Consider the following 22,568-nt stretch of genomic DNA (forward strand, 5'->3'; position numbering starts at 1 on the left):
CATAATTCTAACTTTAACCCCTTCTAAAGACAGTAAAATAATTACTGGTATAAAAAATAACTAAGGGATGACATGTCGAATTTACAGACTAAGGATTCGATGTATTGTAATCGCTGGCAATCCGAGAATGTGGGCAGGGTCACCGTGGTTTGCTCCGAGCACCAGCTTGGCTGGTTACATGATACAGAACTCTCAGGGGTGGAAATTATCATCACAACCGCCGCTGATTGCTATCGGTACAACTTAAAACGGATCCCTTCCATCCTGTTCCATGAGCATGGGCTGATCACTAGTGGTATCAAGCTTTCTACTGCGATTCAGGATTTGGAGAAAATGCTATTGCGAAAGTCGAAATACAAGAAAATTACAGATAACTAATACGGTGTGGTGGACGTTTTCTCTATTGTATATCCACCGCATTGATTAAATGTTGCAAAAGCCTGCAACTCTTGCTCGAGCGCGGCTAAAAAAGCATCTTTTGCCTTTAGTGAGTGTTCCAAGAACAAATGGAGCACCTCCAGCTTAGATGCCTTCCTATTCACTTTACAGTCGGCTCTCGCAACCAATCTGCCATCCCATAATATCGGCAAACAAAAATAACCAAACTTACGCTTTGCCGCTGGCACATAACATTCCAATTGGTAGTCGAAGTTGAAAATCGAGTTTGCGCGACTTCTTTGGATCAACAAGTTGTCAAACGGAGAAAGAATGTTGGCCGTTTTGCGGGACAGCCGCTGGTTGAGCAGAGCCAATGACTCGGGTCGTACGTAATACTCACCGTTGGTGACCCTAATCTTTTCAACCTCCCCGCTCTCCAGTAACTCTGACAACGCATTGGCGACCTGTGCTTTAACCCCTTTAAGTAAGTAGGTGATTTCATTCAAAGTGCCGATAGCGTGGGCCTTGAGAAAGCTAAGCACCAGAAAACGGGCATATTCCTGCTCAGTTGGCACCGATGTGTCAATGTGTGAAGGTATTACCCGCTCAGTCAAATCGTATACCTTGTGGAAGTTGCGACGCTCAGCGATCATCAAATCTCCCTGCATATAGAGCATTTCCAGTGCCTGCTTAGTGGGTTTGCTCTCCCAGCCAGTTCTTTTGGCTAGTTTAGACTCGAAGTCTTTAGCCATTAATGGCCCGCCCGACGCTATACGCTTGAGCACACTATCCATGAGCTTGGGATCTTTCTTGAACCAGTGATTTTGCGCACCGGAGCGAATCGCAAGCTTACGAGGTAAGCTAAACCGATAGTCGTCCATCGGTAAATACGATGCCGCATGTGACCAATACTCGAATGCCAGCTTATCTTTAACCAATTGATCTAAGTGCTGAGGCTGATAATCAGGATTTCTGCTCCAAAGGGTATGATGATGGGCGCGCTGGACAACTGAGATCGTATCTATCTGCAGGTAACCAAGTCGCTTAAATGCCAACAAGGATTTGTCATAAGCGCTGCCTTTTTGTGGCTTGGCTGGTAAGCCTTGAGAGAGTAAAACCAACTTTCGAGCTTCTGAGATAGATAGAGAGTTCATAAAAAAACAGTGGACCACCTTCCTTTGAGTATCTGGTAATTGTCACCTTTGCCTTTGCGCTTGTCCATGACGCAAAATGATAACTATGAATTATCAAATAAATAATTTTTGATAATTTAAGTTGATAGTGGTTTATCCATATACTCTCTCCAACGAAACAAATCACGTACAAAACACGTAGCAACTCATTAGAGTCTGGAGCAAATTATGAAAATGAATCACGTAGGTATTATGGTCGGCGACATGGATAAAGCCGTTGAGTTTTACACTAACGCGCTTGGCCTGAAAGTTGTCATGGGCAACACCAAAGTTGTTGAAGAACGTGAAACCGCCATCGGCAGAATGTGTATTGCTGTTTTCGGTGAAGGCTTTAAAGGCTTCAACATTGCGCACCTAGTAACCACCGATGGCATTGGTGTTGAACTGTTCGAAATGAAAGAGCGCCAAGAGCGTCACGAAGTTGACTTCTCACGCCTAGGTATTTTCCACTTCTGCCTTCAGACCGATGACTTCGCGGCAACCATTGAAAAAGTAGAGCAGTTCGGCGGTAAGGTTCGTATGGATATCATGCGCTACCACCCAGAAGATGACAACAAGCCAGCCAAAATGGTTTACCTAGAAGACCCGTTCGGCAACTTGTTCGAACTTTACTCTCACACTTACGAAGAAACTTACGCTTCTGAGTACGAGTAAGCATCCAATCAAAAAGCCAGCCTGTTTAAAGGCTGGCTTTTTGGTGTTTAGTCCTGTTTCATCCTGTTGTTTTAACAGTCATCACATTAGGCACTTTGTTGACCGACTCGCACAACAATATAAAAGCAATAGCAAAAATTGGAAGATGGCCTAAAACATCGGCTGGCCCCGCTACATAGGTCGTTATCATGAAAATAGTCGCCAAAAATCCCATCACCAAGCGGTTTGCGAAGCCTAACATTAGCATTAGACCGAGCAAGGACTCACTCAAACCAACAAACCAAACAAAATGCAAATGGCTAAACGCTTCCCAACCCATTAGTTGAAAGAAGTTATAGTACGGATACATTTCAAGGAAGGTTAGCGACAGGCCCGGTAACATAAGTTTATTGTGTACCCCCAAGATCAACAGCTGTAACCCCAGCATAAAGCGGAGCAAAACTACGGCGCTACCTCGACCACCAAGGAAATTCACAAAACGGCTAAACATTTTCTTGTCAAAAGGAGTGATACAAGGACCAATCAGTATTAACGCCCCCCCAATACCGAATAACTCAGGAATATAGTCAATCACGGCTGAAAAAGGCAGCAATATACTCGAAGTGAGTGCTATCAACAGGATCATAAGGCCACTGATAGATACAGAAAAAACCATCGTAGTCGCTACAGCGACCTGCAAACAAACACCTATCATCTCACGTCCTGTATCCAGTTGAAGATTCGGGGCGATAAACTCGCCCAACACAACATTGAGGATAAAGAACAACGCCATAATTACCGTTAAAATACGCCAAAAAAAGAAAGAGCCGATCATAACAGGATTGGCGGTTACCTTGCCAAGTAGCCCCTGCCGAGTAATGAGATAGGCAAACAGGCAAAAACCAACCACAGCGACCAGAATTGAATAAAAAAGTGGATCAATGGGTAAGCTTGCATCTGGGAACTCGGTAGAATTAACAAACCACCGAACATGCGCCCATGAGGGTAATGAAATCAGGCTCAAAAACAACAAGCAGGTATATTTCATTTAATTGTCTCCTTGCTAAGGGATCGCCCCCATACGGATGATGGAGCTATTCCACTTTCAAGTGATAATAGAAACTTCTCTAGCTGTTTAAGTTGGTAAGGAAATAAATAAAGCGGCTCTAATTCCGTGTGATTCAGACCATTTCGAGGTGAGCGATTATAGTAGTCCAACACCTCACTGAGCTCAGTAAATGATCCATTATGCATGTAAGGTGCGGTGAAGCTTATATTTCGAAGTGTAGGGACTTTAAAAGCGTGGCGTAACTCCTCCCCTTCTGTTTTCACATAAATTAACTCATCACAACTACCCTGCCCTTTATCTGCATACTGACTAAGGCAATTGAATTCATTTTTTGCAAGTTGAGATATGATCGCCAACCGCCCTTCATCACCCTGGCTCCCCGGGACCGCGGTTGCAGTAAAACCACCATTTGAAAACAATGGTCCGCTATGACAGCGGATACAACGCCCCCTGTCGCTGATAAATAGGCGCAGCCCTGCCTCTTCAGCGGGACTCAAAAGCTGATGAGCCGAGCCATAATCATTTTTGACAACCGCTTCTACATACTTATCAAACCTCGACTCTGCGGGCATCAGTCTGGCTTGGTATGCCGCCAAAGCCTTACCTATTGACGCATAGATCTGGTTGATTTGGCTGCGCTGCCAATCGGTCAACAACTCCCAGTTTTCAGCACTGTTTACTGGCGAGGCTTGTCTTGGCAATGATGCCTTTTCGTTCAGAAAATTCGTCAGTTGTTCCGTTGCTCCAAATGCCTCTTTGTAGTCATCCTGGAAGTTGTCCAGTACGATATGAACAACTTCAAGCCGACTCAGTGCATGCTCAGTAGGATCTTCGAGCGGAAACAGTGCCTGTGACCATAAACTATCAGCCCGGCCATCCCAAAATTGCCAAGAAAAAGCCGCACTGCCCACCACAGTGGGCGTATTACGCTTGCCGTCTAACGCTTTGCCCGATGTGAAGTAATATTTAGGTTGGTGGCAATGGGCACAGGAGGTATCGCCTTTTTGGCTTAACTGGGGTGAGAAAAACAATTTTCGTCCCAGGTCTGCGGCAGCATCATTACCGATATAAGCATTACCAGGATCAGTAACTGGCGGTAGATTAGACAAATGCAGTGACTGCAGAATCCTTAGGTCATCTAGGTTCCAATGCTGACGAAAAGCGGGTCCCTCCCCGGGGCACCCGATAATCACCATACACAGCAATAGGTAATTGAAGCGCCTAAAGCATAAACTCAAAGATAAATTCATGGGTACGCTCTCTGTAATCCTTACATGAAAAGACCACTTGCCATAAACCCGGCATCTGAAACTTCAAGCCATCTATTCGGTAGTTTCCAACGTCTCTCTCTTGGTGCCATTGGGGTTGAGTAGGTAAACCATGCCGATGAGCAGGCATACCACCTCTTACCTGCAGTGGAACACAGTCGGTAGGATTTCCTGAACTATCAGTTATGTGCAAATTCCAACTATGTATCTGGTTAATGGGTACATCATCATATTTCTCAACGTTATACGCCCTCCATCCAAACTCACTAACAGCCTCGATACTCTCTGATGCGGTTGCCATCACGCTATAGATAATTGAGATAAAGACAAAGAGAGGACGAGTAACTGCCCTTACCATAAATATATTTACCTTATATAAATTATTTGTTGATTTAATTTAACCTGTGAATATTTCTCAAACACTTAAATACTGGTTAAATCAATAAAAAACACATCAAACCGTATAAATAAGTGATTATTTTAAAAATACCCCATCATATTTTTAATATATAAAGTAAAAAATTTGCCATTGAGAATATTCTTACTCTCTTGGCAAAAACTCCTTTATGAAGCGTCGTCACACATTCAGTAAATCAATCGCAGATTACATACATAGATGTTCACACAAGTGCACAGTAATTTAGTCAAAAACCGCCATCAATAACCATAATCCACTGGTGGTTATTTAGCCACGTTCATAAATGAAATCTTTATTACATCTCGGAATATACCCAAGCTACTTCAAGATATAGGTTCAGCACCTTGAGGTAACTTTAATATAAGAAAAAAGCCAGCCTTTTCCGGCTGGCTTGGTCTCGTGCAATTGGGTAATTACACAAGTCTCGACTTAGAATACCGTTTGATCATCAATCTTAGTCTGAAGTGCACCCAGTGCCTTCTCGACTAGCTGACGACGCAGGTACTTCTCTTCAGCTGGCTGCATAGTCGGATTGCCCAGCGGGTGTGGGATTGCCACCGCAGGAACAATACGGTTTGCGCCGACTGTTTTCGAAATGGGGACTACGGTTGCAATGTGAACCACTGGCATGACTTTCTCGATTTCTTTGACCATCGTTGCGCCGCAACGTGTGCAAGTGCCTCAAGTGGAAGTAAAGATAGCAGCGGTGACCCCGGCTTTCTGCAGCTTCATAGCAATTTCTGCACCATACTCTTTGGCTTTGGCAACAGCCGTACCGTTACCTACCGTGGTGTAGAACATGTCGTGCAAGCTGCCAATAACGCCTTCACGTTCCATGTCACGTAATACATCAACAGGCAATACGCGGTTAGGGTTGTGATTACATGCCACTGGGTCGTAGCCGCCGTGTGCGGTTTCGTGAGTATCTTCGGTCAAGGTCTCTAGGCCCTGGATACTGTACTCACCGTACTTTGACGCACTGGAGGACTCGATATGATCCGGGTTACCTTTAGGCACCACACCACCAGATGTCACCAACGCAAACTTAGCCGTGCTTAGCATCTCAACCGGAGGCTGGGGCTCGACACGGTCAAAGACCGGCATTGGGTACTCCGTAGTAAACTCGCTACCCGCAAGTTTATTGATTAGCAAATCAACCGCACGCTCGGAACCGCGTTTTTCCGCGAAGAAGTTTACGCGGATACCGCGAGGCATGTAGCCCGCTTCTTCTGGTGAGCCCATTTCGCCTTCTGTATCGATGAAACGGTTAATCATGTTCACCATGGCAGGAATTGCTTTACGCATACTCGCTGCGCTGTTGCCAGTTTCAACCATGTAGGCGTACTGGCGGAATAATTCGTAGCCTGGGTTTTCGATGTACATGCCTGAAATGGTAGTAATCCCCATTTCATGCGCGACTTTCGCCACCGTACCACAAGCCATGCCGTAACGGCCTGCGTTGAAGGCTGGACCTGCCACAACAAGATCAGGCTTTAGCTGGGCTAAGATTTCCTGCAATCCGTGGCAACATAGGCTTTCATTTTCATTGAAGTAAGAGTCACCACAGATGATGGTATGGGTAACTTCCGCTTTGTCCTGAAGCATGGTGTTCACTTGCGTGCCTACACCGATAGTCCCTTCAACCACTTCCATTGGAGTGTGGGCCATCTCTTCACCACCTTTTTGGGCGAAGAACTGGTTTAAGTAATATACGACTTTAATTGTCATTAGAGTGTCCTCGCTTAGCTAGCTTTGGTGGTGAGGGTATGGAAACCAAGCTCACTGGTTGCACCGATAATCGCCTGTAGCTCAACAGTGATTGAACCGTCTTCATGCAAACTACCGTTAAAGCCACCTGCTACTACATCGGCATAGCGGTCATGGCCAATCACGGTATTCATGGCAGGCAATGTCACTAGCTGGTTAGCGTTACCATTGGTGATCACCGCATCGGCACTCTTGTGCGAGTCAGCCAATGACTGGCTTTCGCCGTTCTGGCCGGCATATTCGTCGGTTAGCAATACGGTCTTGATGCCTGCTGCTTCCAACTTGGCACAGTTCATCATCAAGTCGGCATCAGGGTTACCAAAGCCTTCTTCACTGACAATCGCCGCTTCCCATCCCATTTGCTTAGCAAGCTTGACAGTAAAGTTCGAAGAGCGCTCTTTATCTTTCAGAGTGACGTTTTCGTTCGTCACAATGACACCCATGAAGTTGTACTTGGTGCCGTGGTGGCGGTATAGGTCGTAAATGACCGGGCTGTTCTGGTGAACAAAACTGGTGTTCTTGTCACAAGCCGATACACAGTTACCACTGATGATCGCACCGTCCATCACTTCCGTTGGGTACATCAATGTTGGCAGGATGCCCTTCACATCAACACCGTAGTAGTAGGTGTCGTGCAGCAAGCCTTGGCTTTGCAGCATGTAGACATAACCCACCTTCGGTAGGTGTGGGAACTCTGCAGCTTGCTCTAGCAGTGGCTTGGTTTCGTATGTCTCAACCTCCTCCGGTTCGATATGCTCTGCCAAGCGGCCAATCCAGCGTGCAGCTTCCAAACCAACAAGACGAACAACGCCTTCGTGGTCATGCTGGTTACAGCTGTCATCGACTTCACACTGGATAACTAGGTTAAGCGTTGATGAGAACGGCGTGTAATCAGCGCCCGGCCCACTCATATCGATGATCCCTTCCTGGAAACCAACGATCTCACCAGTCGTCACCACTGCCATACCTTTTAGCACATGGGTGCGGCCTTCACCGACCATGGCTTCTTCGCCTAGATGGCGGCCTGGGAAAATATCGCCTTCGCAGCCTACTTTAACGCGCGGCTCGATAACATCTTTAACCGGCATAATACGGGTACTGTCACCCGGTTTGGCGATAGACAGTTCTAATGAGCGGATACGGTGATCCAGCTCGGTCAGGTGGGCAATTAATGCCTGCTGATCGATGACCACAGTATTTTCTTTGACTTCGCTTACTGGACCAAAGGCCAGATCACGAACATGGATATTGCCTAGTTCGAGTTTCATGTGTTTCTCCAAACAAGCGTCAAATGGGAGGGGATCCCAAGATAGAATTGATTTAGCAAGGTGCCGGCCTCGGCTGAGGCCGGACAACCTAATTAGTGACCGAGTTAGCTGACTTTGAGGCCAGAACCTTCCTCGGCATACCCGACAACCCAACAGGGTTCATCTTGACTGCTAAATTCAGTTAATAACGCATCCAGACAATCTTTCGGTACAGCTGCCAGCAGGCCACCGGATGTTTCCGGGCAGCACAGCTTGCGATGCCAACTTTCATCCAAACCATCCGCAAACACTATGTCTTCGCGGTACGCATCGAGGTTGCGCTTCGCCCCGCCAGGGAATAGCCCTTGGGCGGCATAGTCTTCAGCTTCTGGTAAGAACGGCACCTGCTCCGCCTTGAAGTGCATGCAGATATCACTTTTCTCGGCCATCTCGTGGGCATGGCCCAGCAAAGAGTAGCCAGTGACATCGGTACAAGCCTTAACGGGGTAGTTGGCAAAAATCTCAGCCGCCTTGCGGTTTAGCATTTTCATGCTGTCAGTCGAGGCTTGGATCGCCGCCTGACTGGCTTTGCCGCGTTTCGCTGCAGTTGAGATCAACCCAGTACCAATCGGTTTGGTCAGTACTAGGACATCGCCACTTTCCACCGCCGCCTTGGTTTGCACTTTAGACGGGTGGATAGTGCCCATAACAGACAAGCCAAATTTCGGCTCGCTGTCTTCCACGGTATGACCGCCAACCAATACCGCGCCAGCTTCACGGACTTTCTCCGCGCCGCCTTTGAGGATCTGGCCGACGACTTCCTGCGGAAGGTCGGTTGGCACACAAAAGATATTCATCGCCAGTGTTACCTGACCACCCATGGCATACACATCGCTTAAGGCATTCGCCGCGGCAATGGCACCGAAGTCATAGGGGTCATCCACGATTGGAGTAAAGAAATCCAATGTTTGGATAACGGCAACATCGTCGTTGATTTTGTAGACGGCAGCATCATCGCTTACCGTCAGCCCAACCATCAGATTGGGATACGCTTGTTCGGGAAATAGGGGTGAAATGGACTGCAGAACCTGCGCCATGGCCTTGGGGCCTATTTTAGCGGCTCACCCGGCTTTCTTGGTCATCTGCGTCAGACGAATTTTCTCTGTCATCTCTAATTCCTTTGAAGTGGACGGTAAGGGTAGCGAACTACCCGATGATCTATTCCAATAAAGCAGAATAGTGTAATTATCTGGATTTAAAGCAAAAATCCATAATTAGCTGATATAGTCTGCCTCAACTAACTGGATTTTTGCTTGCTCCAAATCACTTTTTGCCACCAACACGATAGGACCGGTACAGCCCATCCCCGTGCGGGCAAAAATGTTCGCTTTCCACAGTGCTTGGCAAGCATATTCGATAGCGAGGATATCGATCCCGCCTATCTCTGCGTCGGTGACTTTCTCCGGCGGTGCAACCACAGTTTCGGCCTGCTCCGCAGCAGGCTTGGCGGTGCAATACTTGGTCAAGACACTGTTTAACCCTGACAGGGTGGCGGCTTCCCATTCCTCGTCAACGCGCTTCATAACCTCTCCTCTCGCAGCGTCAGCACACAACCTCATGGCTCCTGCCACAACCGGTGCGCCTGACGCCCGTGAGATGATATTCACAGGTTGTTTCGTCGCGCCCTCACCTAACCCCGGTCCATAGCCAAAGCCAGAAGCTTCATAACTACCACCAGTCGTAAATGACGAGAACATTTTCATCAAGAGATTGCCTGTCAGGCTATCGGTCACCATCACATCCGGTGTGCCCTGCAGCAAATCGTTGCCACGCATGGCAATACCGCCATCAGCACGCCCAGATTGGGCAAACTCGATATCGTAACCGCCCTGCTTCAGCTCGCGCAGTGCACGCTCGCACACCGCCGCTCCATCAACATTGAGAACACCTATTGTCGGCTTTTCTATCCCTGTTGATTTCGCCAATGCGATACCGTAAATCGCATTTTTCAGCATGGCTGCCTGACGCTGGGTATCAGTGGTACCTGTCGTAGAAGCGATGATCATCTCACGCCCCGTTGACGGTGTGACCACCTTGCCCATGGTGCTTACTCCTAATGGGAAAGCGTAATGAAGGGTGACACAGCCATCGAGCTGCTGCTCGGCAAACAGGCTTTCCATCACCTTGTGGCACTCATGCAGATCCACTGCCGGATAACATTCGAATCCACAGTCTGGTTCATCACAGCCAATCAGCACAGGTTCGATGTCACTGTACTGGCGGGCGACCATTTGTGCCCCGCGCAATAATTCTTGTGATCCGTGCTCACTGCCAATCAGAGTCAGGCCGATGCGAAGTTTTTTGCCAAACTGACCACTCATCAAGCCATCAGCCATGGCATTGAAGGTGTCGGCCAGTTGTTGATTGATATTCGCCATCTCAGCCTCCGGTTACTGCTTGCCCTGTTTAGGGGACAGTAGGTTCTCAGCCACATCGCGCATTGCCTGCGCTACGACTTGTTTAACCTGATTCTCGTCAAAGGCTTCTGCCTGCTTGCCACTGTTCTTCTGCACCACAAAGCTGAGGCCATCGAACAGGTTGGTCATACGACCGAGGAACAAGCTGCCTTTGCCGACCATCATGAAATTGTTGATATCGCCGTTGACGATCATCTCACGGCCAAAGCCAAGGAAAGGCACCCCTGATGGGATATGGCCCTGGGTAGGTGCAAAGCCTGTCATACCATGCTGCTGGACAAAGGCGGGAAGCTGGGTACGCTCCATCTGGCCTTCTTTCACAGCCAATGCGGCAATCATCTTGTAGTTAGACTCAGGCACATTGCCGGCACCGGCTGGCTTAGTGATCTCTGGGTTTTGCATCTCCACCGAATACTTGTCGATATCCGTCATCTTCATGCCCGCCGCTTTCAGCGGGTTGGCGATCAGAGCAGTCATGACTGCCTGCGGCGATGAACCGGTACCGATCTGGTGTCTACCGATAATGTCAGTGTTGATTTCCGGGCTGATGCCGTCGTTTTCAGTCACCATGCAGGCAAAGCCCGCCAAGCAGTCTTCCAAAACAGGCATATTTTGCTTCACATGGTCACGCCCGTTCATGCCCAGCTTGGCGACCGCACCACCAGCAACGACCATCACGTTCTTAAACACGCCGGACTTCACCAATGCTGCAGCCAAGGTCATGGCATGAGCAGGTGCAGCACAGAAGCCACGCACGTCAGAGCCCGTTGCGCGGTTACAGCCGATGATTTCACCGATGGCTTTAGCGAAGTTACCGCCGCCGCGCTGGTTGATATCACCACAGGCTTCTTCCGAACACTCGATGATGTAATCAACATTATCAAGCTCAATACCCTGCTGCTTGAGGTGCATGGCTGCCATCACGCCCGATGCCTTGGTACATAGGTTTTCCAGCATGATATGGGCGGAGAGGTTTTCGTCTTCGTCGTGGGCGGCTTTGACACAGCCGACCAACTCGCCGTTCATCATCAGCACTTCGGCCTGATGATGTTCAACCAACGCCAAGATCTCATCTTTGCTGATCAGTTGGTGGCCTGCTAATAAATCAACCTCGCCATAAAGCGGATGGTGGCCAGCACTGGACTGATAGGTATCAATGAATTCCTGGGTTAAGTGGACCAAGTTGAACACATCAACATGATTCAACATGGCATAAAATTGGGGCTGGCTATAGATTTCACCGAACTTGCCTTCATGGGAGGTATGGTCATGATTTTCATACCAAGGAAGGGGAATATCTGCCAACTGTTGTGGGGTCAGGTTTCCGATGTAGCACTGGTTCGCGGGGTAAGATACCACTTCTTCAAAGGGACGAAGGTGGTCTTTCAACTGCTGCAAGTAAGTGTCTGACGGGTCTTTTGCCCTAGTCTGAACTTGCACCGAACCGTGTTGGATCAACACATCTGGGGTATGGGCGAGCACATAGCTCACGCCTTTGATTACTGCGTATCCCATTGTTACTCCTGCATCCGAGCCGGATAAAAGGTTCGAACCTGCCTGTTTGAAAACAGATCCGAACCAGCATTGAGATATACTTATGCTAATGCAGTTTCGCTGCGGTATTGTTGCATTTCCGCTTTGATAGCATCGACATCAAGTACCATTTCCATCATTCCAACTTGTTCTTCATAAACAGCCGGATCGACGGCATTTTTAACTTCGTCTTCAACCACGTGATAACAAGAGAGCCCTAACTGGACTCCCGCCAATGGTCCTGCAAAAGTCGGATCACCGGTGGTGACGGTTTCACACGCTAGGCCAGAAGCTTCCGCTTCTGCGCCACCTAGAATCACAACCAGATTCTCGGCGCCTTTTTCATCGGCTAGGGCTTTAATCCGCTTTTGGTTCTCAAGATCCATTGCGCCAGCGCTTGTTCAGACGAAACATTCTGTGGTGGAGAAAGCAACGTGAGCACCTGTTGTCTTCATGCAAGCTTCGATTGCCTGCCCAGGTACGCCATCACGGTCTCCCAGAATGATCACTGTTTTGTTAGCGAACACAATTCTGCTCCCGATTAAACATACTTACCAAATTGCTCACGATACTCTTTGACTTCCGCCACGATGGCATCGACATCAAGTACCATTTCCATCATGCTGACCTGCTCGTCATAGATAGCAGCGTCGACATTGTCTTTTATTTCCGGCTCAACCACATGATAACAAGAGAGTCCCAACTGGACTCCGGCCAATGGTCCGGCAAAAGTAGGATCGCCGTTAGTTACGGTTTCACACGCTAGGCCAGAAGCTTCCGCTTCAGAACCGCCAAGGACGACAACCAGATTCTCTGGGCCGAACTCGTCAGCGAAACCTTTAATCCTCTTTTGGTTTTCCAGATCCATAGCACCTGCGCTGGTTCAGACGAAACACTCAGTTGTAGAGAAAAGAACATGCGCACCGGCTGTTTTAATGCAGGCTTCAATTGCCTGACCCGGTACACCGTCCCTGTCTCCCAAGATAATGACTTTCTTATCTTTGAGCATTGTTCACTCCAAGGGTACGGATTACATAAATTACATAGTTTTATAATGGTGATTGCTCACCGGTGTATTTGTGCCAACGGGCTTTCACCCATTCAATACAAATTCTTTCGTGATTTAGGCAGTCTCTGCCACGAAGCTTTCGAGCATGCTTTCGACATGTTCGATTTCTAACTCTTCACCAGAAAGGTGCTCTGCTTTCTCGCCGTTACGGTAGAAAACAAAAGAAGGTAGCCCCATCACTTTCTGCGCCATCGCCAGGCGACGGTTACCTTGAATATTCAATTTGCAGAACTTGATGTCATCGCCGTATTTCTCAGCCAGCACCATCACCTCTGGCATCAATTCGATGCAGCGGCCACAGTTTTCGCTCCAGAAATCCACCAATACGATGCCATCGGTTTTCACTTCAGCATCAAAGTTTTCTTTGGTTAGTTCTATCATTGCGTTTCCCTTAATACAGAGTTTCTAACTCGGTAATATCCTTAACATCTACTCGCTTGGCTTCCTGCCCAGCGTCAAATCGAATCACTACAGGCACTTCAGATACCGAGAAACGGTTCGCAATGTTCTGGCTCTTATAGGTATCAATCGTCACAACACGCTGTTCTGGGTGGTCTTTGCACTTCAGCTCAAGTTGGTTGATCACATCCAAGCTTTCTTTGCTTAGCGGGTTCCAGAATGCCACCATCGCTGTGCCACCGAACTCCGATACCGACTTGCGCCAGCTCTCTTCTTCCTCGATATAGCGGTCGGCTGCCACAGCGGCGACCGCCCCGTCACCCGCAGCGGTCACCACCTGGCGGAGGAATTTATCGGTCACATCACCAACGGCAAAAATGCCCGGTACACTGGTTTCCTGCTTGTCATTGGTAATGACATAACCCTGTGGTGTCAGCTCGATTAGCTCTTTGACAAAGTCGGTTTTTGGCACAGTACCAACAAACATAAACACACCGTCAGTAGCCAGTTCACTGATCTCGCCAGTTTTGAGGTTCTTAAGCTTCACGCCGTTGACCAGTTCATCACCGGTGATTTCTTCCACTACAGAGTTCCAGACAAATTCGATTTTATCGTTGGCAAACGCCTGCTCCTGAGCAGTCCTATCTGCGTCGAGAATGCCTTGGTCATGCAGTACAATCATGGTGACTTTATTGACAAACTTGGTCAGGAAGACAGACTCTTCAACTGCCGTGTTGCCCGAGCCAACCACCACAACATCAAGCTCTTCATAGAAGTCAGCATCACATGTGGCGCAGTATGAGACCCCTTTACCGCGGAACTCAGACTCACCGGTAATACCTAGGATGCGTGGAGTTGCCCCTGTTGCGACAATAATGCTTTTGGTCTGGTAGGTTTCGCCTTTATTGGTGGTTAAGGTTTTAATAAAGCCATCTTCAGCAATAGAAATACCGGTAACCAAACCTCGAGCAAACTGCACACCGAATTTGTCACAGTGTTCCCGGAACATATCCATCAACTGCGGGCCGGTGGCCTCCAAAATACCAGGGTAGTTTTCCATTTCACTGGTTGTTGCGGCCTGACCACCTGTATTCCTTTTATCTTCAATGATCAGAGTTTTCATTTTACCGCGTGCAGCGTAGACACCAGCAGACATTCCACCAGCACCACCACCGATAATAATGACATCGTATAGTTCTGACATATTTTTCACCGATTGCTATTTCACACCACACTCCATACACCGAGGTATATAGAGTGCACTTAAAACAAATCAGTTTTTCGCAGACCTTCCATGCTTATGAGAACCAAATATCAAACTTCAATACCTGTAGTTATCAAAAGGGCTGCCGTATCTCTCTTGGGTAGATAATTCTTTTATAATTTAGCTTTTACCCAGTGATAGCTTCTTGTTCGTAAAACTTATGGATGATTATAATTAGTAATGCCATCTTTTTTGTGAGCAAAGCCCAATTCCAGCATAAAACTCTACAGCGCCAACCATTATGATACCCAGGTCATATTAATGCTTGTAAAAACAGCCCTTTAGTGAATAAATTGTTACCAAAAAGATACTAAAAATGTTCGCATAATGAATTTTTACGTAATTATTCTATTTTAAGTGAATTTATACTCACACGGGAAACTTACGTGATCGCGCTTCAACAAAATTATATAAATTTGATGAACGTTGCTTACTGAAGATTATCATTAGAAAAAGTAATGATTTATGGGAATAAAAGTATTGCTTTGCTATACAGCTTTAAACGGCGAATATAGAGTTAAAATACACATGCTTTTTTATAGACTTTTCTCTTACCGTAACTTTAATTTCAAACACCTTTAATTCATATTTTCAAACCCTCTCCCCCTAATGGTAATAAGTGTTAAACCAATATAGAGTTTGATATTCAGGCTGTAAGCAAGCACTTTCTCGCCAGCACTAAAAAACCAAAAACAAAAGAACATTTAATTACAAAATCATCAATAAACCAGCATTAAAATCTGGTAATTTTGTTTATATAAGCAGATCGAACTCACATTAAACAGTAAATGCAGAGTGATAGTCTTCACGGTGAAATTCATCGCCCTTTTGGAGATAAGCAATGGAAACGCTGCAATATACGAATGGCTGGTTAAATCTCGATAATACCCAAGTTAATGACATCAACCATTTCTGCGAAGACTACAAACACTTCCTCAATAAAGGAAAAACCGAACGCCAATGCGTAAACGTCGCCATTGAAAAAGCAAAGCAACATGGCTTCCGCCCAATAGAAGAATATGAACAACTCAAGCCTGGTGATAAAGCCTACTTCATTAATAGAAATAAAAACGTCGTGCTGGCGATTATTGGTCAACAACCTATTCAAGATGGGATCCGCTTTGTTGTTTCACACATTGATTCTCCTCGCTTGGATCTAAAACCCAATCCAATGTATGAAAAGCATGAACTGGCATTAATGCGTACCCACTATTACGGCGGCATCAAAAAATACCAGTGGGCATCTCGTCCTCTTGCTCTGCATGGTGTTGTTGTAACTAAATCTGGCCGTCGCGTTGATATCGCGATTGGTGAAGAAGAGTCTGATCCTGTTTTCACTATCCCGGATCTCCTTCCACACCTCGACCGCAAAGCGCAGCGTGATCGCAAAGCAGATGAAGTGCTTAAAGGTGAAGAGCTTCAGATTATTATCGGCTCGGTACCCATGGCCTTTGATGATGAAAAAGTCAAAGACAAAGTAAAACACCACGTACTCACCAAGCTATTCGAAAAATACGAAATTAGCGAGACCGACTTCATCTCTGCAGAGCTGATGCTGGTGCCAGCTGGTAATGCCCGCGATGTCGGCATTGATCAGGGATTGATCGGCGCTTACGGCCAGGATGATCGCATCTGTGCCTACACCTCGCTCGAAGCCATCTTTGATATCCCAACACCAGAGCAAACCGCGGTCTGTTTCTTGGTTGATAAAGAAGAGATAGGATCTTCTGGTGCAACCGGCTTGGAATCGCGCTATCTGGAATTCTTCGTTGGTGAGCTGTTGATCCGCCAGGCTGGCGGCAGTTACAACGATCAGTTGCTTCGCCGCTGCTTATGGCAATCTTATGCCTTGTCTTCTGATGTCAACGCCGGACTCAACCCGCTGTTCGAATCTGTTCACGACGCACAGAATGCGTCCAAGCTGGGTTACGGGCTGGTGCTGACCAAATACACCGGCCATGGTGGCAAGGTCGCCTCCAACGATGCAGACGCCGAATATGTTGCCGCACTGCGCCGTATCTTCGACGAGCATGAAATCAGCTGGCAGACCGGCCTACTTGGCAAAGTCGATGAAGGGGGCGGCGGCACGGTGGCCAAATACCTGGCCCATTATGGTATCAACACTATCGATGCTGGGGCGGCGCTGCTCTCCATGCATTCACCCTTCGAATTATCTTCCAAGTTCGACATTTTCGAACTGTACCGCGCTTATAAAACTTTCTACACCAAAGCTCTATAGCCAATAACGTTACGTTGCGTGATTAGCAAAAAGGCTATTTCACGCAACATGAGCTCAATTGGGGAAATGTAACTATTAACGGGACTCCACACATGAAAAAGAAACATCCGATAACTTTCTATATCCTCTGTTCATGCCAGTTCTGGTGGGCGCTGTCATTCTATAGCCTATGGGCGATTTTACCGGTATTCCTCGGCGATGAGTTAGGTATCGATCAGAAAACCTCGTTCGCAACCTTCGGTGCATTTGCAGCGCTGGGTGCCGCTATGCTGTTTGTCGGTGGATGGCTGGCCGATAAAATCCTCGGGGCGAAACGCACCTTAGTCTGGGGCTTCTTTTTCCAAGGCCTGGGTTATTTCATTATTGCCTACTCGGCGATCACTGCCCAGCCGCATTTTGTCTTTGTCGGCTTGGGTACGGTTGCTGTCGGCCGCGGTATCGGTAGCGTCGCGCCGCCAACCATCATCGCTTCTGCCTACGACAAGAATGATCCCCGCCTAGATGGCGCCTATACCCTGTTCTACATGGTCAACAACATCGGTGCTTTCGTTGCCCAGCTAGGTGCACCGATCATAGCCTACAGCATCGGTTGGACCTCTGCCTTTATCCTCTCGGGTGTCGGTATGGCAGTGAACGTCATTACCTACCTGATGCTGAACAAGAAGATCAACAAGGCGACCGAAGCCGACAAGCATGCTATTCCGTTCAAGACCAACAGTCTGTTCTTATCCGGTGCGTTAATTGCTGTGGCCCTTGCCAGTTACTTACTCACCAACTTGCCACTGGCTCAGTTCGTATTAGCAATGGCTGCACTAGTGATCCTATTCCTGATCACCAAAGAGATGAAGAAAGAAGCCCCTATCAGCCGCAAGCGCATGATTGTCGGATTGGTCCTGATGGGACAGGCATTGGCCTTCTTCGTACTGTATAACCAGATGCCGACCTCTTTGAACTTCTTCGCTATCAATAATGTTGAAGCGGAGATCTTCGGTATAGCCATCAACCCGGTGTCGTACCAGTCATTCAACCCACTGTGGATTATTTTCCTCAGCCCGGTTCTGGCCCATATCTACACCACGCTGGGCGAGAAAGGCAAAGACTTATCCATGCCGGGCAAGTTTGCGCTAGGGATGTTGGTATGTGCTGCCGCCTTTGGTTTAGCTGGCTTCTCGCAATACTTTGGCGACGAGAACGGTATGCTCAACCCATTCTGGATTGCAGCACCGCACTTCCTGTTTGCCATCGGTGAATTGTTGATTTCAGCACTTGGTCTCTCTGCCATCGCTAAGCTGTTCCCGAGCCGTATCCGTGGTTTCATCTATGGGGCATGGAACATGACGCTGGCACTGGCGTCTGTCGCTGGGGCTTGGGTGGCAGGCTTGTCGTCAACAGGCGAAGCGGAAATGACACCGGTTGAAAGCTTGGTTTCATACGGTAATTACTTCTATGCCTTGGCCATTGCGTCAACTGTTGTTGGGTTGGTTTGTGTCTACTTGGCACCACGCCTCAACAAGCTTATCGAAACCGATGTTAGCGAAGATACTGAAACGAAAGATGCACAAACAGCGTAATTTAAAAATAAGATAAAAAAAGCGAGGGACTTTCCCTCGCTTTCTTTGCTTCAAAACAAATTTTGTAAGCTACCCTTAGCGAACAATCAGGCCTAGCAAGATACCTACGATACCGAAGTCAGCATCACTGAAGGTGGTGTTGGCAAAGCCAAGATCACCCAGTACTGGCAATAGGAATACTGGTAGGAAGGTAATTAGTAGACCTTGGGCAAATGCACCCAGCATTGCGCCTCGACGACCACCGGTTGCATTACCGAATACACCAGCCGCTGCACCAACAAAGAAGTGCGGTACTACGCCCGGAATGATAACCGTCAGCCCCATGATGTATAGCAGGAACATACCAAACAGACCGGCAGTGAAGCTTGATAGGAAGCCGACCAATACCGCATTCGGCGCGTATGGGAATACAACCGGGCAATCAAGCGCTGGTTTGGCGTTCGGTACCAGTTTGTCAGAGATCCCTTTGAATGCCGGTACGATTTCAGCAATAACCATACGTACACCTTGGAGGATAACGTAAACACCGGCAGCAAAGGTGATTGACTGCATCAGCGAGAACATGAACCAGTGCTTACCGCCGCTCACTTCACGGACAAAGTCGCCACCAGCGAACAAACAAGTGATCAAGAAAATGATACTCATGGTGAATGAAATCGCCACCGGCGTATCACGCAAGAACAGCAAGCTCTTTGGCACATCCATATCTTCGGTAGAGTGTTCTTTGTTACCAAACTTGCTACCGATGAAACCTGCCAGCACATATGACATGGTAGAGAAGTGGCCGATTGCCACATCATCAGAGCCAGTCACCTGCTTCATGTATTTGTGGGCAATTGCAGGGAACAATACCATAACAAAGCCAACAACCAACGAACCTGCTGCAATCAAAGGAACACCTGTCATGCCGCTAGACGACAAGATAGCTGCAACCATCATCGACATAAACAAGGTATGGTGACCAGTCAGGAAGATGAATTTCCACGGAGTAAAGCGGGCAATCAGGATGTTCACCAACATGGCAAAGAACATGATCATCGCCATTTCTTTACCGAAGGCTTCCTGAGCAATCGAAACAATCGCTTCGTTGTTCGGTACCACACCAGTAATACCAAAGGCTTCGGTGAAGATAGCCGAGAAGTCACCCAGCGAGGTAACCACCAGGCCTGCACCAGCACCAAGGATGACAAAACCCATGATGGTTTTGACCGTACCCTTGATACATTCTGTCACCGGCTTTTTCTGGGCAATCAGACCGATAAGCGCTATCAGGCCGACAAGGACGGCTGGCTCGGCCAGCACGTCATTCATTAGGAAACTGAAGAATTCCATCGCTACCTCTTACAGAGCGCCAAGTTCTTTTAGGGCTGCTGACAAACGCTCTTTCATCGCGTTTTTGTCGACCATGTTATCAAGCGAGACAATCTTGCCATCAACGCCTTGAGCAACTAGTTGTTCGGTAATGTCATTGGTACCAATGAAAATGTCACATGCCGTACCTTTTGCCGAACCCAAGTCACAATGATCGACAGATGCTGCAACGTCCAGCTCTTTAACAATGCCCTTCAGGCTCATTTCCATCATTAGGCTAGTACCAAGACCGTGACCACATACAACCATAATTTTCATAATATTCTACCTTTCTACTTCTTGAGCGTTATTTATTGTGCGCTGTAATTTAGTTGGCCGAAGCCATTGGAATTAATAGGTTTCAATGATGCGGCGAATAGCATCCACATCTTGAGCGGCACAAATCTGCGCCACATGTTCTTCATTCATAAAGAGTTCTGCGAGCTGAGCAATCGCATCAACATGGCTGTTGCTATCAGTTGCCGCTAGCGTCACTAGCATTTTTACCGGGTCATTTTCATCAGCATCGAAGTTAACTCCGTTGCGGATCACCGTTAGGCCAAGCGCTAGGCGGTTAACGCCATTCTCAGGGCGGGCATGCGGCATAGCGATACCCGGACCGATAACGTAATAAGGCCCCATTTCCTCGTGAGATTTAAAAATGGCCTCAACGTATCTTGGCTCGATAGCGCCATTGTCAATTAGCGGTTGACAAGATAGCTCTATCGCCTGTTGCCAGTTTTCAGCCGAGTCATGAAGGCTAATTACATCTGGGGTAAGCAGTTCTTTCAGCATCGCTCTTCTCGTTTCTTAATTGGGTACGTTGTGTCGATGGGGTCACTTTAACGATCGTTCGGTGCAAATAAAGCGATCAAAATCACATTTGGTAGCGCTACCTGATAGCGCTACCAAATTTTGTGATAGCGCTATCATTTTTCATATCACAGACCGAGCAAACCAGTTGGAACCTGGGTATTAACAAGGTTAAAATGCGTATTTCACAGTAAACATATTCAAGTGGTATATTTAACCACCTGATTTTTAGATAAAAATATCATTGCTAATACCAGAAAGTTAGCAATGCTATTTTAAGATGTAGGGAGATTCGATGGCTGAGCCTCGAAAACGTCGAAGTACGGGACGTGCAACACTTGCAGATGTCGCCAAACTCGCAGGTGTGGGGTCGATGACAGTATCTCGGGCACTGCGTACCCCAGAGCAAGTTTCAGATAAACTACGCGAAAAGATCCAACAAGCGGTCGATGAGCTTGGGTATATTCCCAACAAAGCTGCCGGTGCGCTGGCCTCTGGCCAGAGTGACACTATTGCCATGCTGATCCCTTCCATGACAGAAAGTGCCTGTTGCCAATTTATCGGCCCCTTCCAAGCCCAATTGGCCAAACGTGATTTCCAACTGCAGATCAGCTATACCGGCGGGGTGCTGGATCAAGAAGAGAAAATCCTGACCAATATTCTGGCCAGTAGTCCAGCGGCTATCGTGCTGTTTGGTAGCGAAAGATCGGCCAAGGGCCGCAAGCTACTGGAGAGCTGTAATATCCCTGTTCTGGAGGTCAATGAAATCACGCCACTGGCGATTGACCTCAATGTGGGTGTCGACCATTACCAAGCAGCAAAAGTGCTGACCCAACAACTGATTGAACATGGATTCAAAAACATCGGCTTTATCGGCGGTCATGGTGACCAAGCAATCCTTAACAAACAGTTAAGGGGCTGGCAAGCAGCAATGATCGAAGGTTATCTGGCTCCGGATCATTTCCTGACCTCCCACCAGCAAGCCAGCATCGAATTGGGAGCTGAAGGGTTAGCGAAGCTGCTTCTGCGGGAGCAAGCACTCGATGCCCTGATCTGTACCCACGAAAACATAGCCATGGGCGCACTGTTCGAATGCCAACGTAGGGTGATCAAAGTACCGACATCCATGGCGATCACCTGTTTAGATGGTGCTGATTTCTGCCAGCAAAGCTACCCTGGGATCACTGCTATTCACGTTAACTACCATGACATGGCAACTAAGGCATCAGAGCTGCTGGTAGAAAAAATCAAAGATAGCGAATCTCTGAATGGGTCTGCCAGCAGTATTAATATCGGTTTCCAGCTAACCCCGCGCGCCAGCAGCCATACTCAGTGATTTTGGGCTCGCGACAGATAAAGTAAGCCACCACAAATTCCGGTAATTACATCAAAAGGGCTGATTTCAACCAGCCCTGATTCTAGTCAGAAGGTCACGACCTTATCGGCCTGCAAAGTCCATAGTGACAGGTCATCCAATGTCCCTATCTCAGCCCCTTCGATAAGTGGCAAGGAAGAGAGGCCGCGGGCATTACAACACGTCTTGCACAATTTCACTTCAGCGCCTTGAGCCATTAGGATCTCCAGCATTTGCTGGACATTGTACCCTTCGCCCGGCGTCTGAGCAGGTAGTGCACAGCTAACCGCATCAGACATCAGAAAAATCTTGATGTCCGTCTCTGCTTCGCTTTGCTCGCCCAGGTTAATAGCTAAGCGTAAGCCGTTAAAAGAGCGTTCAGATCCATACGGGGCATCATTGAGAATGAACAGTAGGGTTTGTTGGTTTTTCATGGTAGTCACAATCCTATCGAATGCTCAGGAAAAATGGCGATAAAGGAGATCGCCAAACCTGTAAGAAAATCAGGTATACTCTACGTTAATTA

The 22,568-nt window shown here is 47.6% G+C and carries 22 protein-coding genes; 5 read left to right on the forward strand and 17 right to left on the reverse strand.

All coding sequences use genetic code 11. From position 1 onward, the window contains the following. The first annotated feature begins 72 nt into the window (after positions 1–72). Positions 73–378 carry a hypothetical protein gene (locus R2X38_RS02900; RefSeq protein WP_317520552.1) on the forward strand — a complete coding sequence of 102 codons (306 nt, stop codon included), beginning with the start codon at positions 73–75 and terminating at the stop codon, positions 376–378. Here the strand turns inward: R2X38_RS02900 and R2X38_RS02905 are convergent. Next, the gene (locus tag R2X38_RS02905; RefSeq protein WP_317520553.1) at positions 375–1,532 is read right to left on the reverse strand and encodes a winged helix-turn-helix domain-containing protein; all 1,158 of its coding nucleotides are present in this window, start codon (positions 1,530–1,532) and stop codon (positions 375–377) included. The genes R2X38_RS02900 and R2X38_RS02905 overlap by 4 nt on opposite strands. A 207-nt stretch (positions 1,533–1,739) precedes the next feature. Here R2X38_RS02905 and R2X38_RS02910 point away from each other — a divergent pair, with 207 nt between their 5' ends. Beyond that, positions 1,740–2,225, forward strand: a complete 486-nt coding sequence (locus R2X38_RS02910) for a VOC family protein (RefSeq protein WP_317520554.1) — start codon at positions 1,740–1,742, stop codon at positions 2,223–2,225. 58 nt (positions 2,226–2,283) lie between these two features. On the opposite strand, the gene R2X38_RS02915 is transcribed toward R2X38_RS02910, so the two are convergent. The 12 genes from R2X38_RS02915 to trxB form a co-directional block, all read right to left on the reverse strand. After that, positions 2,284–3,252 carry a hypothetical protein gene (locus R2X38_RS02915; RefSeq protein WP_317520556.1) on the reverse strand — a complete coding sequence of 323 codons (969 nt, stop codon included), beginning with the start codon at positions 3,250–3,252 and terminating at the stop codon, positions 2,284–2,286. After that, the gene (locus R2X38_RS02920) at positions 3,249–4,523 is read right to left on the reverse strand and encodes a cytochrome-c peroxidase (RefSeq protein ID WP_317520557.1); all 1,275 of its coding nucleotides are present in this window, start codon (positions 4,521–4,523) and stop codon (positions 3,249–3,251) included. Before R2X38_RS02920 ends, R2X38_RS02915 begins: the two co-directional genes overlap by 4 nt. Beyond that, positions 4,495–4,899 (reverse strand): FixH family protein, encoded by a 405-nt coding sequence (locus tag R2X38_RS26770; RefSeq protein ID WP_411184502.1) that lies wholly within the window; start codon positions 4,897–4,899, stop codon positions 4,495–4,497. Before R2X38_RS26770 ends, R2X38_RS02920 begins: the two co-directional genes overlap by 29 nt. Before the next feature lie 489 nt (positions 4,900–5,388). After that, positions 5,389–6,687: a glycine reductase complex selenoprotein B gene (grdB, locus tag R2X38_RS02925; RefSeq protein WP_317520558.1), complete on the reverse strand. Its 1,299-nt coding sequence runs from the start codon at positions 6,685–6,687 to the stop codon at positions 5,389–5,391. A gap of 14 nt (positions 6,688–6,701) precedes the next feature. Next, positions 6,702–7,994, reverse strand: coding sequence for a glycine/sarcosine/betaine reductase component B subunit (locus R2X38_RS02930; RefSeq protein ID WP_317520559.1), 1,293 nt, complete (start codon positions 7,992–7,994; stop codon positions 6,702–6,704). Positions 7,995–8,098: 104 nt separating this feature from the next. Then, the gene (gene selD / locus R2X38_RS02935; RefSeq protein ID WP_317520560.1) at positions 8,099–9,142 is read right to left on the reverse strand and encodes a selenide, water dikinase SelD; all 1,044 of its coding nucleotides are present in this window, start codon (positions 9,140–9,142) and stop codon (positions 8,099–8,101) included. Between the two features lie 105 nt (positions 9,143–9,247). Then, positions 9,248–10,411, reverse strand: a complete 1,164-nt coding sequence (gene grdD / locus R2X38_RS02940; RefSeq protein WP_317520561.1) for a glycine/sarcosine/betaine reductase complex component C subunit alpha — start codon at positions 10,409–10,411, stop codon at positions 9,248–9,250. 12 nt (positions 10,412–10,423) lie between these two features. After that, positions 10,424–11,965, reverse strand: coding sequence for a glycine/sarcosine/betaine reductase complex component C subunit beta (grdC, locus tag R2X38_RS02945; protein ID WP_317520562.1), 1,542 nt, complete (start codon positions 11,963–11,965; stop codon positions 10,424–10,426). Between the two features lie 80 nt (positions 11,966–12,045). After that, on the reverse strand, positions 12,046–12,510 hold the full coding sequence (grdA, locus tag R2X38_RS02950) for a glycine/sarcosine/betaine reductase complex selenoprotein A (protein ID WP_157097639.1): 465 nt from the start codon (positions 12,508–12,510) through the stop codon (positions 12,046–12,048). Positions 12,511–12,524: 14 nt separating this feature from the next. Next, positions 12,525–12,992, reverse strand: a complete 468-nt coding sequence (gene grdA / locus R2X38_RS02955) for a glycine/sarcosine/betaine reductase complex selenoprotein A (RefSeq protein ID WP_317520564.1) — start codon at positions 12,990–12,992, stop codon at positions 12,525–12,527. A 114-nt stretch (positions 12,993–13,106) separates the two neighbouring features. Continuing rightward, positions 13,107–13,433, reverse strand: coding sequence for a thioredoxin TrxA (gene trxA, locus R2X38_RS02960; RefSeq protein WP_317520565.1), 327 nt, complete (start codon positions 13,431–13,433; stop codon positions 13,107–13,109). 10 nt (positions 13,434–13,443) lie between these two features. Further along, entirely contained in the window at positions 13,444–14,655 is a 1,212-nt protein-coding gene (trxB, locus tag R2X38_RS02965) for a thioredoxin-disulfide reductase (protein ID WP_317520567.1), read from the reverse strand. A 901-nt stretch (positions 14,656–15,556) separates the two neighbouring features. Here trxB and R2X38_RS02970 point away from each other — a divergent pair. Both R2X38_RS02970 and R2X38_RS02975 read left to right on the forward strand, forming a co-directional pair. Continuing rightward, positions 15,557–16,954: an aminopeptidase gene (locus R2X38_RS02970; protein ID WP_317520568.1), complete on the forward strand. Its 1,398-nt coding sequence runs from the start codon at positions 15,557–15,559 to the stop codon at positions 16,952–16,954. A 92-nt stretch (positions 16,955–17,046) separates the two neighbouring features. Further along, positions 17,047–18,525, forward strand: coding sequence for an oligopeptide:H+ symporter (locus tag R2X38_RS02975; protein ID WP_317520569.1), 1,479 nt, complete (start codon positions 17,047–17,049; stop codon positions 18,523–18,525). Between the two features lie 75 nt (positions 18,526–18,600). Here R2X38_RS02975 and R2X38_RS02980 read toward each other — a convergent pair whose 3' ends face one another. The 3 genes from R2X38_RS02980 to R2X38_RS02990 form a co-directional block, all read right to left on the reverse strand. Further along, positions 18,601–19,857, reverse strand: coding sequence for a PTS ascorbate transporter subunit IIC (locus tag R2X38_RS02980; protein WP_317520571.1), 1,257 nt, complete (start codon positions 19,855–19,857; stop codon positions 18,601–18,603). A gap of 9 nt (positions 19,858–19,866) precedes the next feature. Continuing rightward, the gene (locus R2X38_RS02985; protein ID WP_317520574.1) at positions 19,867–20,154 is read right to left on the reverse strand and encodes a PTS sugar transporter subunit IIB; all 288 of its coding nucleotides are present in this window, start codon (positions 20,152–20,154) and stop codon (positions 19,867–19,869) included. A gap of 72 nt (positions 20,155–20,226) precedes the next feature. Then, complete coding sequence (locus R2X38_RS02990; RefSeq protein WP_317520576.1) at positions 20,227–20,670, reverse strand: PTS sugar transporter subunit IIA; 444 nt, start codon at positions 20,668–20,670, stop codon at positions 20,227–20,229. 313 nt (positions 20,671–20,983) lie between these two features. On the opposite strand from R2X38_RS02990, the gene R2X38_RS02995 reads away from it, so the two are divergent. Continuing rightward, the gene (locus R2X38_RS02995) at positions 20,984–22,024 is read left to right on the forward strand and encodes a LacI family DNA-binding transcriptional regulator (protein ID WP_317520577.1); all 1,041 of its coding nucleotides are present in this window, start codon (positions 20,984–20,986) and stop codon (positions 22,022–22,024) included. An 86-nt stretch (positions 22,025–22,110) separates the two neighbouring features. Here the strand turns inward: R2X38_RS02995 and R2X38_RS03000 are convergent, their stop codons facing one another. Then, positions 22,111–22,476, reverse strand: a complete 366-nt coding sequence (locus tag R2X38_RS03000) for a DsrE/DsrF/TusD sulfur relay family protein (protein ID WP_317520578.1) — start codon at positions 22,474–22,476, stop codon at positions 22,111–22,113. Positions 22,477–22,568: the final 92 nt, after the last annotated feature.

The sequence above is a fragment of the Photobacterium rosenbergii genome (assembly GCF_033022775.1).
Classification (GTDB): Bacteria; Pseudomonadota; Gammaproteobacteria; order Enterobacterales; family Vibrionaceae; genus Photobacterium; species Photobacterium rosenbergii_A.

Excerpts from the sequence above, each read along its gene's own strand:
- R2X38_RS02900 (WP_317520552.1), top strand. The coding sequence starts at position 73 with ATGTCGAATTTACAGACTAAGGATTCGATGTATTGTAATCGCTGGCAA.
- R2X38_RS02905 (WP_317520553.1), bottom strand. The coding sequence starts at position 1,532 with ATGAACTCTCTATCTATCTCAGAAGCTCGAAAGTTGGTTTTACTCTCT.
- R2X38_RS02910 (WP_317520554.1), top strand. The coding sequence starts at position 1,740 with ATGAAAATGAATCACGTAGGTATTATGGTCGGCGACATGGATAAAGCC.
- R2X38_RS02915 (WP_317520556.1), bottom strand. The coding sequence starts at position 3,252 with ATGAAATATACCTGCTTGTTGTTTTTGAGCCTGATTTCATTACCCTCA.
- R2X38_RS02920 (WP_317520557.1), bottom strand. The coding sequence starts at position 4,523 with ATGAATTTATCTTTGAGTTTATGCTTTAGGCGCTTCAATTACCTATTG.
- R2X38_RS26770 (WP_411184502.1), bottom strand. The coding sequence starts at position 4,899 with ATGGTAAGGGCAGTTACTCGTCCTCTCTTTGTCTTTATCTCAATTATC.
- R2X38_RS02930 (WP_317520559.1), bottom strand. The coding sequence starts at position 7,994 with ATGAAACTCGAACTAGGCAATATCCATGTTCGTGATCTGGCCTTTGGT.
- grdD (WP_317520561.1), bottom strand. The coding sequence starts at position 10,411 with ATGGCGAATATCAATCAACAACTGGCCGACACCTTCAATGCCATGGCT.
- grdC (WP_317520562.1), bottom strand. The coding sequence starts at position 11,965 with ATGGGATACGCAGTAATCAAAGGCGTGAGCTATGTGCTCGCCCATACC.
- trxA (WP_317520565.1), bottom strand. The coding sequence starts at position 13,433 with ATGATAGAACTAACCAAAGAAAACTTTGATGCTGAAGTGAAAACCGAT.
- trxB (WP_317520567.1), bottom strand. The coding sequence starts at position 14,655 with ATGTCAGAACTATACGATGTCATTATTATCGGTGGTGGTGCTGGTGGA.
- R2X38_RS02970 (WP_317520568.1), top strand. The coding sequence starts at position 15,557 with ATGGAAACGCTGCAATATACGAATGGCTGGTTAAATCTCGATAATACC.
- R2X38_RS02975 (WP_317520569.1), top strand. The coding sequence starts at position 17,047 with ATGAAAAAGAAACATCCGATAACTTTCTATATCCTCTGTTCATGCCAG.
- R2X38_RS02980 (WP_317520571.1), bottom strand. The coding sequence starts at position 19,857 with ATGGAATTCTTCAGTTTCCTAATGAATGACGTGCTGGCCGAGCCAGCC.
- R2X38_RS02985 (WP_317520574.1), bottom strand. The coding sequence starts at position 20,154 with ATGAAAATTATGGTTGTATGTGGTCACGGTCTTGGTACTAGCCTAATG.
- R2X38_RS02990 (WP_317520576.1), bottom strand. The coding sequence starts at position 20,670 with ATGCTGAAAGAACTGCTTACCCCAGATGTAATTAGCCTTCATGACTCG.
- R2X38_RS02995 (WP_317520577.1), top strand. The coding sequence starts at position 20,984 with ATGGCTGAGCCTCGAAAACGTCGAAGTACGGGACGTGCAACACTTGCA.
- R2X38_RS03000 (WP_317520578.1), bottom strand. The coding sequence starts at position 22,476 with ATGAAAAACCAACAAACCCTACTGTTCATTCTCAATGATGCCCCGTAT.